The sequence below is a fragment of the Mesorhizobium sp. P3_A8 genome (assembly GCF_056402995.1).
In genome coordinates, this window is record NZ_JBFUGI010000007.1 from 278,879 (window position 1) to 294,462 (window position 15,584).

The following is a 15,584-nucleotide window of genomic DNA, read 5'->3' on the forward strand; positions in this document are numbered from 1 at the left end:
AAAAGGAAGCGCAATGGGCGATCATGGTGAATCGGCGACGCTGCTGGCCGGGCTTTCCGGCGCACTGACGACGTTCGGCCACCGGCTGATGGCGCGGGTCTATTATGCCGACACCGATTTCTCGGGCGTCGTCTACCACGCGCGCTATCTCGAATTCCTCGAGCGTGGCCGCTCCGACTATCTCAGGCTCACCGGCGTGCATCACACGGAACTCGCCGACGGTAAGCATGGCGAGAAGATCGTGTGGGTGGTGCGCCGCATGGAGATCGACTTCCGCATCCCCGCCCGCATCGACGACATCCTGACCGTCGACACCCGCACCGACAGCATTTCCGGCGCGCGCATTTTCATGGCGCAGCAGCTCAAGCGCGGCGACGAGGTGCTGGTTGAGGCCAGGGTCGAGGCGGCGATCATCGGCGAGAATGGCCGGCCAAGACGCTTTCCCAAGGAATGGGTGGCAGCCTTTATGCCCAAGTCTCATGCTTCAGCTGATTAAAGTGGTATGACAGTGTCATACATTGTGCTATTTGGGAGGACAAGGAAACAAATCGCCATGAGAACCAGCAAGCCCATAAGCGTGACGCTCGGACGCCAGCAGAGCAGCGTCGACACTCGCTTGGCGTCGGGAGCGTACGAATCCGCGAGCGAAGTCATGCGTGCCGCGCTTCGCGCCCTTGACCGCGAGGAGCAGGTCATCACCGCCATTATGCGGGCCAAGGTGCAGGAAGCTCTCGACGATCCGCGCCCGGACATCTCGGCCGAAGACGTGTTCAAGGCATTGCGCGAGCACCATGCGGACCGCATGAAGGCCGCCAAGCGTGACGCATAAGGTCGTCTTCAGACCCTCGGCGCGGTCCGACCTCTTTGCCATTTACAACTACATCGAAAAGGAAAGCAGCGCCGCGCGTGCCGGGGGCTACATCGACCGCATCGAGGCGGCGTGCATGGCGCTATCCACGTTCCCGGAACGTGGCATCGTTCGCGAAGCCATCGGACCTGGGATTCGGGTCGTCGGCTTTGAACGGCGCGTGTCGATCCTGTTCCGGGTCGACGAAGAGCAGGTGCTCATCCTGCGTGTCCTCTATGGCGGGCAGGATTACCCCACCCACCACGTGGACGAAACCGACTCCTAACAACATCGGCACAAATCTTATGCCTGTGCCCCACTGCCGGGCGCGGCAATGCGCCGCGCCTTATCTACTAACCCATCCTTAACCATAACGGTTCATGAAGAGATTGGCGAAGATTGGCGCGATCCTGCGCCTTCCTTTCACCAATATTTGCCCCGAAAAGGCCGCTAACGGCACAGTTTGGGGTTGTTCCGGTAGCTTCGTGCGAACCGACCACAAGGGATGCCATGGGCCAGCCGCCAGCTTTGCCCGGAAAATCTTAAGGACGTAACGATGGAAAATATCGCACTCGCCGATCCGGGCGCGCAATTGTCGGTTTGGTCGCTGTTCCTTTCGGCCAGCTGGGTGGTCAAGCTGGTCATGATCGGCTTGCTCTGCGCCTCGGTCTGGACCTGGGCGATCATCGTCGACAAGCTCGTCTCCTATGGCCGCATGCGGCTGGCGCTCAACCGGTTCGAGCAGGTCTTCTGGTCGGGGCAGTCGCTGGAGGAGCTCTACCGCACGCTCGCCGACCGCAAGACATCAGGCATGGGCGCCATTTTCGTCGCCGCCATGCGCGAGTGGAAGAAGAGCTTCGAGAAGGGCGCCAAGACGCCACTCGGGCTGCAGACCCGCATCGACAAGGCGATGGACCTGGCGCTGACCCGCGAGATGGAGAAGCTGGAGGGGCGCCTCGGCTTCCTCGCCACCACCGGTTCGGCCGCCCCCTTCATCGGCCTGTTTGGCACGGTCATCGGCATCATGACCTCGTTCCAGGCCATTGCCGGTTCCAAGAACACCAGCCTGGCGGTGGTTGCGCCCGGTATCGCCGAGGCGCTGCTGGCGACGGCCATCGGCCTGCTCGCCGCCATCCCGGCGGTCATCGCCTATAACAAGCTGTCATCGGATGCGAGCAAGATCGCTGTGCGCATGGAAGGGTTCTCCGACGAGTTCTCCGCCATACTCTCGCGCCAAATCGATGAAAAAGTCGCGCCGAAGGCCTGAGGAGTAACGAGATGGGTATGTCCGTAGGCATGGGAGGACGCGGCGGGCGCGGCCACCGGCGGCGCGGTCGTCACCACGCATTGATGTCGGAAATCAACGTCACGCCGATGGTCGACGTGATGCTGGTGCTGCTGATCATCTTCATGGTCGCGGCGCCGATGCTGACGGTCGGCGTGCCGATCGACCTGCCTGACACGCAGGCCAAGGCGATGAATGCCGACACGCAGCCGATCACCGTCTCGATCGATGCCTCCGGCAAGATTTTTCTCCAGGAAACCGAAATTCCGATCGATGAGCTGGTGGCCAAGCTGCAGGCTATCTCGAAGACCGGCTATGAAGAGCGCATCTTCATCCGTGGCGACAAGTCCACCGACTATGGCACTGCGATGAAGGTCATGGCCCGCATTTCGGCGGCTGGTTACAAGAATATCGGTCTGGTTTCACTGCAGGAACAGGATCAGTAGACGCGCGATGAAGACCGGCCTCACCACATCGGTGATCTTGCATACGGCGGCGCTGACCTTCGGCCTGTTCACGCTGACGGCGCCGGCCGCGCTTCCGTCCGCCGATGCCGAGTCGGTCGCGGTCGAGATCGTGCCGATGGAAGCCATTGCGCAGACGCTGCAGGGTGACAAGAAGGCCGTGATGCATGAAAAGCCGGCGCCGTTGCCGACGCAGCGCCCGGATATCGTGCCGGCTTCGCAGAAGGTCGGCGAAAACAGCGTCGACACCGACAAGCCGATAACGCCGGAAGCCAAGCCGAAGCCCGTCGATACGACCTCGGCCCCACCACCCGCGCCGACCCCAAAGGAAACACCGAAGACCGAGGACGTGCCAAAGCCGCAGGAAAAGCCGAAGCCCATTCCGGCGACGGAAGTGGCGCCGGCACCGACGCCCAAGGAAGAGGTCAAGCCTGAGCCGGTCAAGCAGACCGAGCCCAAGCCGACGCCGGCCAAGCCAGCGCCGACCCCGCCGCCACAGGACAAGACCGCTGCCATCGATCCGACGCCCGAGGTCAAGCCGGATGCCGTCGCTGAGGCCATAGCCAAGGATCCGCCCACCGAAGAGACGCAATTGCCGAGTTCGGCGCCGGCGCCGGAAGCGCGGCCGAAGCCGCAGCCGGCACAGGCTGAAAGCGCAAAGGCGCCGGACCGCAAGGATGCCGAAAAGCCGGTCAAGGAAGCGTCGTCGAAGCCGAAGTCCGACGACAAGCAGTTCAACGCCAACGAGATCTCCGCACTCCTCGACAAGCAGAAGCCGTCGGGCGGTGGCGCCAAGCGCTCGACGCAGCAGGCGTCGCTCGGTGGCGACAAGGATCAGGGCCAGAAGCTGTCGAAGTCGGAGCAGGGCGCGCTGGAGAGTCAGTTGGGCGGTTGCTGGACCTTGCCGGTCGGGCTGGAAGGTTCGGAGGATTTCGTCGTCGTCGTGCGCTTCAACCTGGACAACTCCGGCAAGCTCGATGGTCGACCGTCCGTCGAAAAGTCGAGCGGTAACCGGCAGTTCGATGAAAGCGCGGTGCGCGCGGTTCAGAAATGCGACGTGGCTGGCCTGCAGGTTCCTGCCGGCAAGCAGGACATCTGGAACGACATAAGGGTCACCTTCGACCCAAGGGAGATGCTGGGCCTCTAGGCCCTGACATCCGAAAATCAGTATGAGAAGCGAGAAGACATGAAATCAATCCTCAAGCCGCTCCTGATGATCGCAGCAATGGCGATGGGCATGACCACTGTCGGCACGCTGCCGGCGCTGGCGCTCGTCGAGCTCAACGTCAACAAGGGCAATGTCGAGCCGCTGCCGATCGCCATCACGGATTTCCAGGGCGGCGATGCACTTGGCGCCCAGATTTCCCAGATCGTCACCGCTGATCTGAAGCGCTCCGGGCTGTTCGCGCCGATCGACAAGAGCGCCTTCATCGAAAAGATAACGAACCCGGACGCCGCGCCTCGCTTCGACGACTGGAAAGTGATCAACGCCCAGGCGCTGGTCACCGGCAGTGTCAGCAAGGAGGCCGATGGACGCATCCGTGCGCAGTACCGGCTTTGGGACACTTTCGCCGGACAGCAGATGGCGGGCGAGCAGTTCTTCGCCAACGACGCCAATCAGCGCCGCGTTGCCCACATCATCGCCGACGCGATCTATGAGCGGCTGACCGGCGAGAAGGGCTATTTCGACACGCGTGTCGTCTTCATCGACGAGTCCGGCGCCAAGAACGCGCGCAAGAAGCGCCTGGCCATCATGGACCAGGACGGCGCCAACGTCCGCTACCTCTCGGATGGCAAGTCGATCGTACTGACCCCGCGTTTCTCGCCGAACCGGCAGGAAATCACTTACATGTCCTACGAAAGCGGCCAGCCGCGGGTCTATCTCCTGCAGATCGAGACCGGGCAGCGCGAACTGGTCGGCAATTTCCCCGGCATGACGTTTGCGCCGCGCTTCTCGCCCGACGGCCAGAAGGTGATCATGAGCCTGCTGCGCGACGACGGCAATTCCAACATCTTCGCCATGGACCTGCGCAGCCGCTCGACGACGCGGCTGACCAACTCGACCGCCATCGACACCTCGCCCTCTTATTCGCCCGACGGCAGCAAGGTGGTGTTCACCTCCGACCGCGGCGGCCGTGCGCAGATCTATGTCATGGGCGCCGACGGCTCGGGCCAGACCCGCATCTCCTTCGGCGACGGCGTCTATTCGACGCCGGTGTGGTCGCCGCGCGGCGACCTCATCGCCTTCACCAAGCAGACCGGCGGCGAGTTCCAGATCGGCGTCATGAAGACCGACGGTTCGGGCGAGCGCATCCTGTCGTCCGGCTTCCAGCAGGAAGGACCGACCTGGGCGCCGAACGGCCGCGTGCTGATGTTCTTCCGCGACTCCGCTGGCGGCCCGAAACTGGTTTCCGTCGACCTCACCGGCCGCAACGAGCAGCCGATCCCGACCGCGAACTTCGCCTCGGACCCGGCTTGGTCGCCGTTGTTGGAATAGGTTCGGCTGAATTGCCACACATGCTGAAAAGGGGCCGTTTCGGCCCCTTTTCCATGCATTGGTCGCGTTTTGGCCGTATTTCCGCCTAGGGTCCGCGCCAACTGTGGCCTCGGATCAAGAGGTTGCGGACGGGCAGCCTAAACCAGCCTAAACCAAATTTTAACCGTGTTTCTTGAATGCCGGTTAACCCAAACGTGGTTACTGGGTGATCAACGAAATCACTCGAATACGATCACTCGAAATACGAAGGAGAGGCGGCATGGGCCGTATCGCAGCACTTACCAGAAACCCGGCCATGATCGCGCTGGTGGCGTTGCTCGCCATCACCGGTTGCGCCTCGAAGAAGACGCCGAACAACGCCGCTGACCTTGGCCTCAACGGCGCCGGTGCTGCAACGCCCGGTTCGGCGCAGGACTTCACCGTCAATATCGGCGACCGCATCTTCTTCGATACGGACTCGACCTCGATCCGGGCTGACGCACAGCAGACGCTTGCGCGCCAGGCGCAATGGCTGAACCAGTACAAGCAGTATGCCATCGTCGTCGAAGGCCATGCCGACGAGCGCGGCACGCGCGAATACAATCTGGCGCTCGGCGCCCGCCGCGCCGCCGCCACACGCGACTTCCTGGTCTCCAAGGGCGTCTCTTCCAGCCGCCTGAAGACCATTTCCTACGGCAAGGAGCGTCCGGTCGCTGTGTGCGACGACATCTCCTGCTGGTCGCAGAACCGCCGCGCCGTTACTACGCTTAGCGGCGCTGGTTCCTGATCGGCAAAAATACAACACAGCTTTGCGAAAGGCGGCCCTTGGGCCGCCTTTTTCATATCCTGATGCCTGAAACAAAATTTGGCCGAAGTCTCGCGCCCTGCTATGAGCCGAGGGCGCTTGGCTGGTCCCACTCTGGTTGGAAGGCGCGAAACAGACCAACGACACACGGCGAGAGGCACATGCATTTGAGATCGGTTCTGAGCGGCACGCTTGCGCTGCTGCTCCTATCAGGCGTCACCGCCCCGGCTAGCGGCCTGGGGGCCAGCGGCACAGGGCAATCAACCGACAGCGGCTTTTCCTTCCATCTGCCCAGCATCGAGCTGCCCAGCCTTTTCGGTGAAAAGAAGAAGCCGGATCAGGTCCAGATGGTGCAATCCGATCCTACTGCCGTCACCAGCCTGGAAGACCAGCTGCGGCAGATGAATGGCAAGATCGAGGAACTCAATTTCCAGGTCCTGCAGATGCAGGAGCAGATCCGCAAGCAGCAGGAAGACAACGAGTTCCGCTTCCAGCAGCTGGAAGGCGGCTCGCAGGGCGGACAGGCACCGGCGGCACCGAAGAAGAAGTCCGACGCAACCACCGACACCAACACCGACGTGGCCGCGGCCCCGGCAACCCAGGCGCCGGCTGATGCCGGCGCCGCTACCGGCAGCGATCAGTCGACCGGCGGCAAGACGGTTGAGGATGTCATCGTCGAATCACCCGATGGCGATCCCGGCAAGGTGATCCCCGGCACGGGAGCGCCGGAAAAGACTTTTGGCTCGATCACCGTCGACAAGAACGGCAATGTGATCGATGCCGGCGGCAACACCCAGGCAACTGCGCCGGCGCAAGATGCGGCCCCTGCCACCGGCGCTCCGGCCAAGGCCGGCAAGTCCAATGGCACGATCGTCGCGGCGCTGCCCTCCACCAAGGACCCCGAAGAGCTCTACCGCAATTCCTATCAGTTCATCCTGTCGGGCGATTACAGCACCGCCGAACAGGGTTTCCGCGATCATATCTCGCGCTTCCCCCGCGATGCGAAGACGGCGGACGCGCACTACTGGCTGGGTGAATCGCTGCTTGGCCAGCAGAAATACCGCGACGCGGCCGAAGTCTTCCTCGCCGCCAGCAAGGACTACCCGAAGGCCAAGAAGGCACCCGACATGCTCTTGAAGCTAGGCGTGTCGCTGGTCGGACTCAAGCAACACGATGTCGCCTGCGCCACCTTCAGCGAGGTCGGCAAGCGCTACCCCGATATCTCCAATGCACTCAAGGAACGCGTCAAGCAGGAGAAGGCCCTGGCTGCGTGCTGATTTTTCCTACGCATGTCTCAGTCCCAAAACCGGGACCACTTTTGAGTGACATGCGTTGATGCTCGCGACTGAGCCTGATCTTTCGACCAGCCTTCTTTCCGATACGAAGAGTCTTTTTTCGCATATCGATTTTACCCACGGCGCCGTTGTGGCCGTGTCCGGCGGCAGTGACTCGACCGCCCTGCTTCTCCTTCTCAAACTGCATCTCGATCGAACCGCGCCGTCCGTGAAGCTGCTGGCCTTGACGGTCGACCATGGCCTGCGACCAGGTTCTGCGGCCGAGGCGCAGACCGTGGCGAAGCTTTGCGCCGAGCGCGGCATTGCCCACCGCACCTTGGCCTGGGCCGGAAGCAAGCCATCGACCGGACTGCCGGCGGCGGCGCGGGAAGCGCGCTACCGGCTGCTGGCCGAAGCGGCGCGCGCGGAAGGCATCGGGCTCATCGTCACCGGCCATACCGCCGACGACCAGGCCGAGACGGTGCTGATGCGTCAGGCGCGGGATGAGGGCCGAGAGTTTGCCGAAATGGCAAGCCGGGGGCTTGCTGAGATGGCAGGCCGCGGGCTTGCCGGCATGGCGCCGGCCACCCTCTATGACTGGCGCGAGTGGATCGCTCGCCCGCTTCTGGGCACGCAGCGCTCAGCACTTCGCGATTTCCTGCGGCGTGACCATGTCGGCTGGGCCGATGATCCGACCAACACCGACGTGGCCTTCGAGCGGCCGCGTGTGCGCGCCGCGCTTGCCGGCGAGAGTGTCGAGTCCATCGAGGGCAGGCTGCTGCTCGCCGGTCAGGCCGCCGTGGAGCGCAGGCAGCTTGGCGCCGGCGCCGCCGATCTGATCCATCGCTTCGCCAACCAGCCGACCACGGGTCTCATCCGCCTCGACCCGCGCCTGCTTTCGGCCGGCGACGATCAGGCGGCCATCTACGCGTTGCGTATTTTGCTGGCCACCGCCGGAGGCGCTGCCTTTCTTCCGGACCAGGCGCGCAGCGAGGCGTTGTTCGATCGGCTGAAGGCCGGCTTTCTTTGCGCCACATTGTCGCGGACCGTGGTTGATTTTCGGCGTGCCGGCATCTTCCTGCGCCGCGAGGCGCGGGGTTTGCCGCCCGCCGCTGCAGTTGTGGACAGCACCATCTGGGATGGCCGTCGCCACATCACATTGAACGACAGGTCAGACGCATTGTTGATCGCTCCGCTGGGTGCGGCCGCAGCGAAGCGCGTGGCGATCGATGATGGAAAGACCCCGGCAAGTCTGATGTGTGCCGCATTGGCTGCGGAACCGACATCCCAGCAAGCCCTTGAAAACCCGAGGTCGCCAGGGTTCGTGGTGCGGCCGGTCGTGTCGCCTTTTGCCCGCTTCCTGCCGTCCTTCGATCTGGCGCCGGCGCGGGCCGTCGCCGAGCTGATCGGCGCGCCGCCGCTGCCTGCTCTGCCATTGCTCGGCCACAGTGCCGATTGATGGTTGGTCGAAAGCTTAACCCAGACGTGCTGTTATGCTTGGCAAGGCGAGACGCTCTCCCTATGTTAGGCGCAAGTTTCCTCTCATGATGCTGTCCGTCCGCGGACGCCAACGGGACAATTGATGAATCCGAACTATCGCAACCTCGCGCTCTGGGCGATCATAGCGGTCCTGCTCATCGCACTCTTCAATCTGTTCCAGACGCCGCAGACGCGCGGGGCTTCGAGCGATGTGCCTTATTCGCAGTTCCTGCAGGAGGTCGCCGGCGGCCGGGTCAAGACGGTGACCATAGCGGGCGCTCGCATCACCGGCACCTACACCGACAATTCCACCGGCTTCCAGACCTATTCGCCCGGCGATCCCTCGCTGGTTTCACGGCTGCAGGACAAGAACGTCACCATCAATGCAAGGCCAGAGGCCGACGGCTCCAATTCGCTGTTCGGCTATCTGATCTCGTGGCTGCCGATGATCCTCATCCTTGGCGTCTGGATATTCTTCATGCGCCAGATGCAATCCGGATCCGGGCGCGCCATGGGTTTTGGCAAGTCGAAGGCCAAGCTTCTGACGGAGGCGCACGGCCGCATCACGTTCCAGGACGTTGCCGGCGTCGATGAAGCCAAGGAAGATTTGGAAGAGATCGTCGAGTTCCTGCGCGATCCGCAGAAGTTCCAGCGCCTTGGCGGCAAGATACCGCGCGGCGTGTTGCTGGTCGGTCCTCCCGGCACCGGCAAGACGCTGCTCGCCCGCTCGGTCGCCGGTGAGGCCAATGTGCCGTTCTTCACCATTTCGGGTTCGGACTTCGTCGAGATGTTCGTCGGCGTCGGCGCATCCCGTGTCCGCGACATGTTCGACCAGGCCAAGAAGAACGCGCCCTGCATCATCTTCATCGACGAAATCGATGCCGTCGGCCGCCATCGCGGTGCCGGTCTCGGCGGCGGCAATGACGAGCGCGAGCAGACGCTGAACCAGTTGCTGGTCGAGATGGACGGCTTCGAATCCAACGAAAGCATTATCCTGATCGCCGCCACCAACCGTCCCGACGTGCTCGATCCCGCGCTGCTCAGGCCGGGCCGTTTCGACCGCCAGGTAGTGGTGCCGAACCCCGACATCGTCGGCCGCGAGAAGATACTCAAGGTGCATGTACGCAACGTGCCGCTGGCGCCGAATGTCGATCTCAAGGTCGTTGCGCGCGGCACGCCGGGCTTCTCCGGCGCGGATCTGATGAACCTCGTCAACGAATCCGCGCTGATGGCGGCCCGGCGCAACAAGCGCCTTGTCACCATGGCCGAGTTCGAGGACGCCAAGGACAAGATCATGATGGGCGCCGAGCGCCGCTCGTCGGCCATGACCCAGGCTGAGAAGGAGCTGACCGCCTATCACGAGGCCGGCCACGCCATCCTGGCGCTCAACGTGCCGTCGGCCGACCCACTGCACAAGGCCACCATCATCCCGCGTGGCCGGGCGCTCGGCATGGTCATGCAGTTGCCGGAAGGCGACCGCTATTCGATGAGCTACAAATACATGATCTCGCGCCTCGCCATCATGATGGGCGGTCGCGTCGCCGAGGAGTTCAAGTTCGGCAAGGAGAACATAACCTCGGGCGCTTCCTCCGACATCGAGCAGGCGACCAAGCTGGCGCGCGCCATGGTCACGCGCTGGGGCTTCTCCGACAAGCTCGGCCATGTCGCCTATGGCGACAATCAGGAGGAAGTGTTCCTCGGCCATTCGGTGGCGCGTACGCAGAACATCTCGGAAGAGACCGCGCAGATCATCGACGCCGAAGTGCGCCGCCTGATCGACGAGGCCTATGTCTCGGCCAAATCCATCCTGACCAAGAAGAAGAAGGAATGGATCACGCTGGCGCAAGGCCTGCTCGAATACGAGACGCTGTCGGGTGAAGAGATCAAGCAGCTGATCGCCGGCAACAAGCCCGCACGTGACCTCGGCGACGACACGCCGCCGAGCCGCGGCTCCGCCGTGCCGAAGTCCGGCCGCCGCAAGAAGGGCCCCGAGCCCGAGGGCGGCATGGAGCCTCAGCCGTCAAGCTGAGCAGACATGATAGAAGTGCAACAAACGCTGCGGCTTTGTCCGCAGCGTTTTTGTTTGTGGCGGCATCGCCGGCGGTTCGCCCAGCCAAGGGCCGGCCAATTGTTAAAGTCGGCGCCGCCCCTCATTGCCCTGCCGGGCATTTCTCCCCGTATAGTGACGGGGAGAAAGTAGCTTGCCGCAACGTCGGCGCTCTTTTGCGACGTTAGTGATTGGCGAAACTATAGATGAGAGCGCCCCTCTCCCCGTCACTATACGGGGAGAGGATGCCGGCAGGCAGGTGAGGGGCAGCGCAAACACGTGTAGATCGCTCGGCAAAGAAAGCCGCGAACCTTGCGGCTCGTGGGCCTTTCTTCGTTGAGCTATTGCTGGCGATCAGGTCTTCAGCTTGGCATTGCACAGGCTGTAATAGCCGCCACCCTTCTGGATCCACTTGAGGCCGCTCAACGTTCCTGCATCCTTGTTGCTATGGTAGCCTTGGAGGCAGGTCTTCATTCGCGCCTTGGCGGGTTTCTCGGCCTGAAACTCGGCCGCGAGCGTGGTCGGGAACGTCACGCCACCCGGCGCTACGGTTGGTGCGGTCGCCGCGCTGGCTTCCTTCTTCGGCTGTTGTGTCGCCGTGTTCGCCTCGGCACTTCCCGTAGCGGACGTTGCGCATTTATCCTTGCGGAAAGCGTTCCAGTCCATGCCGTTCAGGGCGCCGCTTTCCTTGGCGGTCCGATAGGTCTCGCCGCATTCCTTCATCGTCATTGCGTTTCCCGGGATAGCACCCCAGGCAATAAAAGTCGTTGCAGCCAGCGCCGTCAATTTCAAGCCAGACATCAAACCCTCCATATCGAGTACAGATTGAACATCTTTTGTATACTGTTTGTTCTTCTTATGTTCAACTAGAATCTTCTGCCTCACCCAGAAGACCTCCCGCACCCGGCTGCCGGGCGTGGGGCGACCACGCTATCGGTTCAAGGCTTTCGCGGTAGCGGAAGCAGGGCCATTGAGCTTTTCAACGCAACGAAAAGCCCGCGAACCTTGGGCTCGCGGGCTTTGTTTTTCAGATGATGCTGTCGATCAGCTCTTCAGCTTGGCGTTGCACAGGCTGTAGAAGCCGCCGCCCTTCTGGATCCACTTCAGGCCACCAAGCGCGTTGGCGTCCTTGAGGACATAGTACTGGTCGAGGCAGGTGTGCATGCGGCCCTTTCCGGGGGTCTCGCTGGCATATTTCGCCGAGATCGCGGACGGGAATTTGACGCCCTTGGGCGCAACCGTCGTCGGCTTTGCCGGCTCCTTGGTGTAGCTTGCTTCGCTCGGAGCAGGCACGCTGTCGTCATCCGAGGCGCCGGCCCCGCATTCTGCCTTGCGGAAGTCGTTCCACTTCTGACCCTTCAGCGTGTTCGCCGTCTTGGCAGCCTGGTACTTGGTGCTGCACTCGGCCATGGTCAGACCCTTGCCGTCGGCGGCGGCCGCGGCGGCCTTGGTGGTTGCCGGCTTGGTGGTGTCGGCGGCGGCCGATGCACCAGCGGCGCATTCGGCCTTGCGGAAGTCGTTCCACTTCTGGCCGTTCAGCGTGCCGGCAGCCTTCGCCGCCTGGTACTTGGCACTGCATTCCTTGGCCGTCAGGCCCTTGGCCGTGCTGTCAGCCGCCGCGGCCGCAGCCTTGGTGGTCTTGGCCGGTTTGGTTTCGGCTGCCTTCTTCGTGTCGGCCGGCTTGGTGTCCGTGGTGGCGGCGGCGTCGGTGCCGCATTGTGCCTTGCGGAACTGGTTCCAGGTCGCCCCGGCAAGTGTCCCCGCGTCCTTGGCGGCGTTATATTTCGTGCTGCACTCGGCCATCGTCAACGCGTTGGCTGGCGCGGCCAGGAACAACGTCGCTACGGCAAGGCCGGTCAAAGTGGCAAGTCGGTGGATGAGCATAGCGTTTCTCCGTTGCAGCAGCCCATTATACGTCCCCGCGAATCAATAACGCTCAGCGGTCGGTTGCGCCAGATGCTATGTGGCGTATATATCGCCCAAAGCTTGCTCCTCCCGATAAGGTGATGAAGTTGTTGTCGCCTACCGGGTCAAAAACAAGATTTTCCGCGTGCATCTGCGTCGAATAGCTCGCCGAGCTGGTATATTGCAGTGCCACATGCCGCCATGTTGGAGTGCGGCTCTGTCGTGTGCAGTGCACAACAATGATTTTCTAAGGATTGGTAACATATAATCACACAATGTGATCATGGCGCATCGGCCAATTGTGGCATGAGATGCCGGCAAAGAACCGTCAGGGACTATAACTAGCATGGCAGGAAATTACTTCGGCACCGACGGCATCCGCGGGCGCGCCAACAAGTTTCCGATGACCGCTGAAATCGCCATGCGGGTCGGTATGGCCGCAGGGCTTTCGTTCCAGCGTGGCAGCCACCGCCATCGTGTCGTTCTCGGCAAGGACACCAGGCTTTCCGGCTACATGATCGAGAATGCGATGGTGGCCGGTCTTTGCGCCGCCGGCATGGATGTGTTCCTGCTCGGGCCGATCCCGACGCCGGCCGTCGCCATGCTGGTGCGTTCATTGCGCGCCGATATCGGCGTCATGATCTCGGCTTCGCACAACCCCTATTACGACAATGGCATCAAGCTGTTCGGTCCGGATGGCTACAAGCTCTCCGACGAGATCGAAGAGCGCATCGAGAGCATGCTCGACAAGGATATCGAACTGGCACTCGCCGATTCCGACGGGCTTGGCCGTGCCAAGCGCGTCGACGGCGTGCATGACCGCTACATCGAATTCGCCAAGCGCACCTTGCCGCGCTCGATGTCGCTTTCGGGTCTCAGGATCGTCGTCGATTGCGCCAATGGCGCCGCCTACAAGGTGGCGCCGGCCGCCCTTTGGGAACTGGGCGCCGAGGTTATCGCCATCAATGTCGAGCCGAACGGTCTCAACATCAACAAGGAATGCGGCTCGACCCATCCAGCCGGCCTGCAAAAGAAAGTGCACGAAGTGCGTGCCGACATCGGCATCGCGCTCGATGGTGATGCCGACCGTGTCGTGATCGTCGACGAGAATGGCACGATCGTCGATGGCGACCAGATCATGGCGCTGATCGCCGAGTCCTGGCACCAGAGCGGACGGCTTGCCGGCGGCGGCGTGGTTTCGACGGTCATGTCCAATCTCGGTCTCGAACGCTTCCTCGGCGACATGAAGCTGCAATTGCACCGCACCAAGGTCGGCGACCGTTATGTCGTGGAGCATATGCGCGCGCATGGTCTCAATGTCGGCGGCGAACAGTCGGGCCACATCGTGCTGTCGGATTTCTCGACCACCGGCGATGGCCTCGTATCGGCGCTGCAGGTGCTGGCCTGCATCAAACGGCAGGGCCGTCCGGTCAGCGAACTGTCGAAGAAGTTCGAGCCGGTGCCGCAGCTCTTGAAGAACGTCCGTATCGCCGGCGGCAAGCCGCTCGAGGAAGCGCCGGTCAAGGCGGTCATCGAGGATGCACGCCACCGTCTCGGCAAGGCCGGGCGGCTGGTTATCCGTCCGTCCGGCACCGAGCCGCTGATCCGCGTCATGGCCGAGGGCGACGATCCGCAGCTGGTCGAGGCCGTCGTCAACGACATCGTCGAGGTCATCTCGGAGACCCGCAGCGCCGCCTGATCCCTAGGGCACCCAAAGGGTGTCGCGACCGGCGCGCCCAAACGGCGTCACGCCGCCGCTCTCCGGTTGCATCCAAGCCCGCCCCTCCGGCGGGCTTTTTTGTTGACCGGAACCGACCCCCTGGGTGTCGAAATCATCCCCGAATCCTTCGAATTTTAGAGATTCGTGGTTAATTGACAGGGTTAAACGCCTTTTAACTTTTCCAATTCATTATCCACGCTTGAAAGCCAATCTCATTCGGACACGATCGCCGTTCCGAGGGTTCCTAGGGGTGACAAGCATGTTCAATACAGCAAGAAAGGCCCTGTTCGCGTTGCTGTTCGCGGGCTTGGCCTGGCCAGTTTTCGCAGCCGACCTGCCCGAGCCGCAGGTCGAAGAGGCACCGCCGCCGGTTTACGAGCAGCCGGCTGACATCGGTGGCTGGTATATCCGTGGCGACATCGACTATCACAAGTCCGATGTGCGCGGCATCGACTACATGACCTACACCGTCGATCCTTGTAATTGTACGGTGACGCCGGGCGGCAAGAGTTTCGACTACGGCAAGCTCAAGGGCGGCTTCTCGGTCGGCGGCGGCGTCGGCTACAAGATCAGCGATCATCTGCGCGCTGACGTGACCGCCGACTACTGGTTCAAGTCGAACTTCAACGGCGGTACCTCGGATCTCCTCACATCTTCGGTCGAAGTGTCGAAGATGAGCGCCCTGTTGCTGCTCGCCAACGCCTATGTCGATATCGGCACCTGGCACGGCATCACGCCTTATGTCGGCGCCGGTATCGGCGGCGCGCATGTCAAGTGGGATACCGTCTACGACCCGAACACCGCTGAGACCAATCCCGGAGCATCCAACTGGCGCTTCGCTTACGCTCTGATGGCCGGTGCCTCCTACTGCCTGACCGACAAGGTCATCCTCGATGCTGGCTATCGCTTCTCCCATATCCAGGGCGGCCGCATGTTCGAGTGGGATGTGACCAGCTCCGGCCCAGGCTTCGACCGCGGCATCAACACCCACGAAGTGCGCGGTGGCCTGCGCTATCAGTTCGGCGGCAACAATGGGTGCAGCGCACCGGTGGTTGCCTACCAGCCCGAACCCGAGCCGGTCTACACCAAGTAAGACCTTCACTGCCCGGAATACACGCGAACCGCCCGGCTTGACCGGGCGGTTTTCGTTTCAGCTGTCGCCAGTGAAGTATCTGGAAAGGAACGCCAATTCAGGGCGTCATGCATTAGCTGGAATGAATTCGCTAACGCTCTGTTAGCCTTAACCGTGACTTAACCACTATGGTTAACAATGCTCCTTGAA

The 15,584-nt window shown here is 62.3% G+C and carries 15 protein-coding genes; 13 read left to right on the plus strand and 2 right to left on the minus strand.

The features are described 5' to 3' along the window. The first annotated feature begins 13 nt into the window (after positions 1–13). The 11 genes from ybgC to ftsH all read left to right on the plus strand — a co-directional run bounded on the left by ybgC (position 14) and on the right by ftsH (position 10,659). A complete protein-coding gene (gene ybgC, locus AC1DX4_RS18815) occupies positions 14–496 on the plus strand; it encodes a tol-pal system-associated acyl-CoA thioesterase (protein WP_477221710.1) in 483 nt (160 codons plus the stop codon). Between the two features lie 57 nt (positions 497–553). Beyond that, positions 554–829, plus strand: a complete 276-nt coding sequence (locus AC1DX4_RS18820; protein ID WP_477221711.1) for a type II toxin-antitoxin system ParD family antitoxin — start codon at positions 554–556, stop codon at positions 827–829. Further along, positions 819–1,133, plus strand: coding sequence for a type II toxin-antitoxin system RelE/ParE family toxin (locus tag AC1DX4_RS18825; RefSeq protein ID WP_477221712.1), 315 nt, complete (start codon positions 819–821; stop codon positions 1,131–1,133). The genes AC1DX4_RS18820 and AC1DX4_RS18825 overlap by 11 nt, the downstream gene beginning before the upstream one ends. 270 nt (positions 1,134–1,403) lie before the next feature. Beyond that, positions 1,404–2,114 carry a protein TolQ gene (gene tolQ / locus AC1DX4_RS18830; RefSeq protein WP_027059218.1) on the plus strand — a complete coding sequence of 237 codons (711 nt, stop codon included), beginning with the start codon at positions 1,404–1,406 and terminating at the stop codon, positions 2,112–2,114. Positions 2,115–2,125: 11 nt separating this feature from the next. Beyond that, positions 2,126–2,578 carry a protein TolR gene (gene tolR / locus AC1DX4_RS18835; RefSeq protein WP_477221713.1) on the plus strand — a complete coding sequence of 151 codons (453 nt, stop codon included), beginning with the start codon at positions 2,126–2,128 and terminating at the stop codon, positions 2,576–2,578. A gap of 7 nt (positions 2,579–2,585) precedes the next feature. Then, positions 2,586–3,743, plus strand: a complete 1,158-nt coding sequence (locus AC1DX4_RS18840) for an energy transducer TonB family protein (RefSeq protein WP_477221714.1) — start codon at positions 2,586–2,588, stop codon at positions 3,741–3,743. A 39-nt stretch (positions 3,744–3,782) separates the two neighbouring features. Further along, a complete protein-coding gene (tolB, locus tag AC1DX4_RS18845; protein ID WP_477221715.1) occupies positions 3,783–5,093 on the plus strand; it encodes a Tol-Pal system beta propeller repeat protein TolB in 1,311 nt (436 codons plus the stop codon). A gap of 259 nt (positions 5,094–5,352) precedes the next feature. After that, positions 5,353–5,859, plus strand: a complete 507-nt coding sequence (gene pal, locus AC1DX4_RS18850; RefSeq protein ID WP_477221716.1) for a peptidoglycan-associated lipoprotein Pal — start codon at positions 5,353–5,355, stop codon at positions 5,857–5,859. 179 nt (positions 5,860–6,038) lie between these two features. Continuing rightward, entirely contained in the window at positions 6,039–7,154 is a 1,116-nt protein-coding gene (gene ybgF, locus AC1DX4_RS18855) for a tol-pal system protein YbgF (RefSeq protein WP_477221717.1), read from the plus strand. A gap of 58 nt (positions 7,155–7,212) precedes the next feature. Continuing rightward, the gene (gene tilS / locus AC1DX4_RS18860) at positions 7,213–8,610 is read left to right on the plus strand and encodes a tRNA lysidine(34) synthetase TilS (RefSeq protein WP_477221718.1); all 1,398 of its coding nucleotides are present in this window, start codon (positions 7,213–7,215) and stop codon (positions 8,608–8,610) included. A gap of 123 nt (positions 8,611–8,733) precedes the next feature. Next, positions 8,734–10,659, plus strand: a complete 1,926-nt coding sequence (ftsH, locus tag AC1DX4_RS18865) for an ATP-dependent zinc metalloprotease FtsH (RefSeq protein ID WP_477221719.1) — start codon at positions 8,734–8,736, stop codon at positions 10,657–10,659. A gap of 372 nt (positions 10,660–11,031) precedes the next feature. On the opposite strand, the gene AC1DX4_RS18870 is transcribed toward ftsH, so the two are convergent. Both AC1DX4_RS18870 and AC1DX4_RS18875 read right to left on the minus strand, forming a co-directional pair. Continuing rightward, on the minus strand, positions 11,032–11,478 hold the full coding sequence (locus AC1DX4_RS18870; RefSeq protein WP_477221818.1) for a hypothetical protein: 447 nt from the start codon (positions 11,476–11,478) through the stop codon (positions 11,032–11,034). Between the two features lie 243 nt (positions 11,479–11,721). Then, on the minus strand, positions 11,722–12,561 hold the full coding sequence (locus tag AC1DX4_RS18875; RefSeq protein WP_477221720.1) for a hypothetical protein: 840 nt from the start codon (positions 12,559–12,561) through the stop codon (positions 11,722–11,724). A 367-nt stretch (positions 12,562–12,928) separates the two neighbouring features. Between AC1DX4_RS18875 and glmM the strand changes: the two genes are divergently transcribed. Both glmM and AC1DX4_RS18885 read left to right on the plus strand, forming a co-directional pair. Beyond that, positions 12,929–14,281, plus strand: coding sequence for a phosphoglucosamine mutase (gene glmM, locus AC1DX4_RS18880; RefSeq protein WP_477221721.1), 1,353 nt, complete (start codon positions 12,929–12,931; stop codon positions 14,279–14,281). 280 nt (positions 14,282–14,561) lie between these two features. Then, positions 14,562–15,395 (plus strand): outer membrane protein, encoded by an 834-nt coding sequence (locus tag AC1DX4_RS18885; RefSeq protein ID WP_477221722.1) that lies wholly within the window; start codon positions 14,562–14,564, stop codon positions 15,393–15,395. The last annotated feature ends 189 nt before the right edge of the window (positions 15,396–15,584 follow it).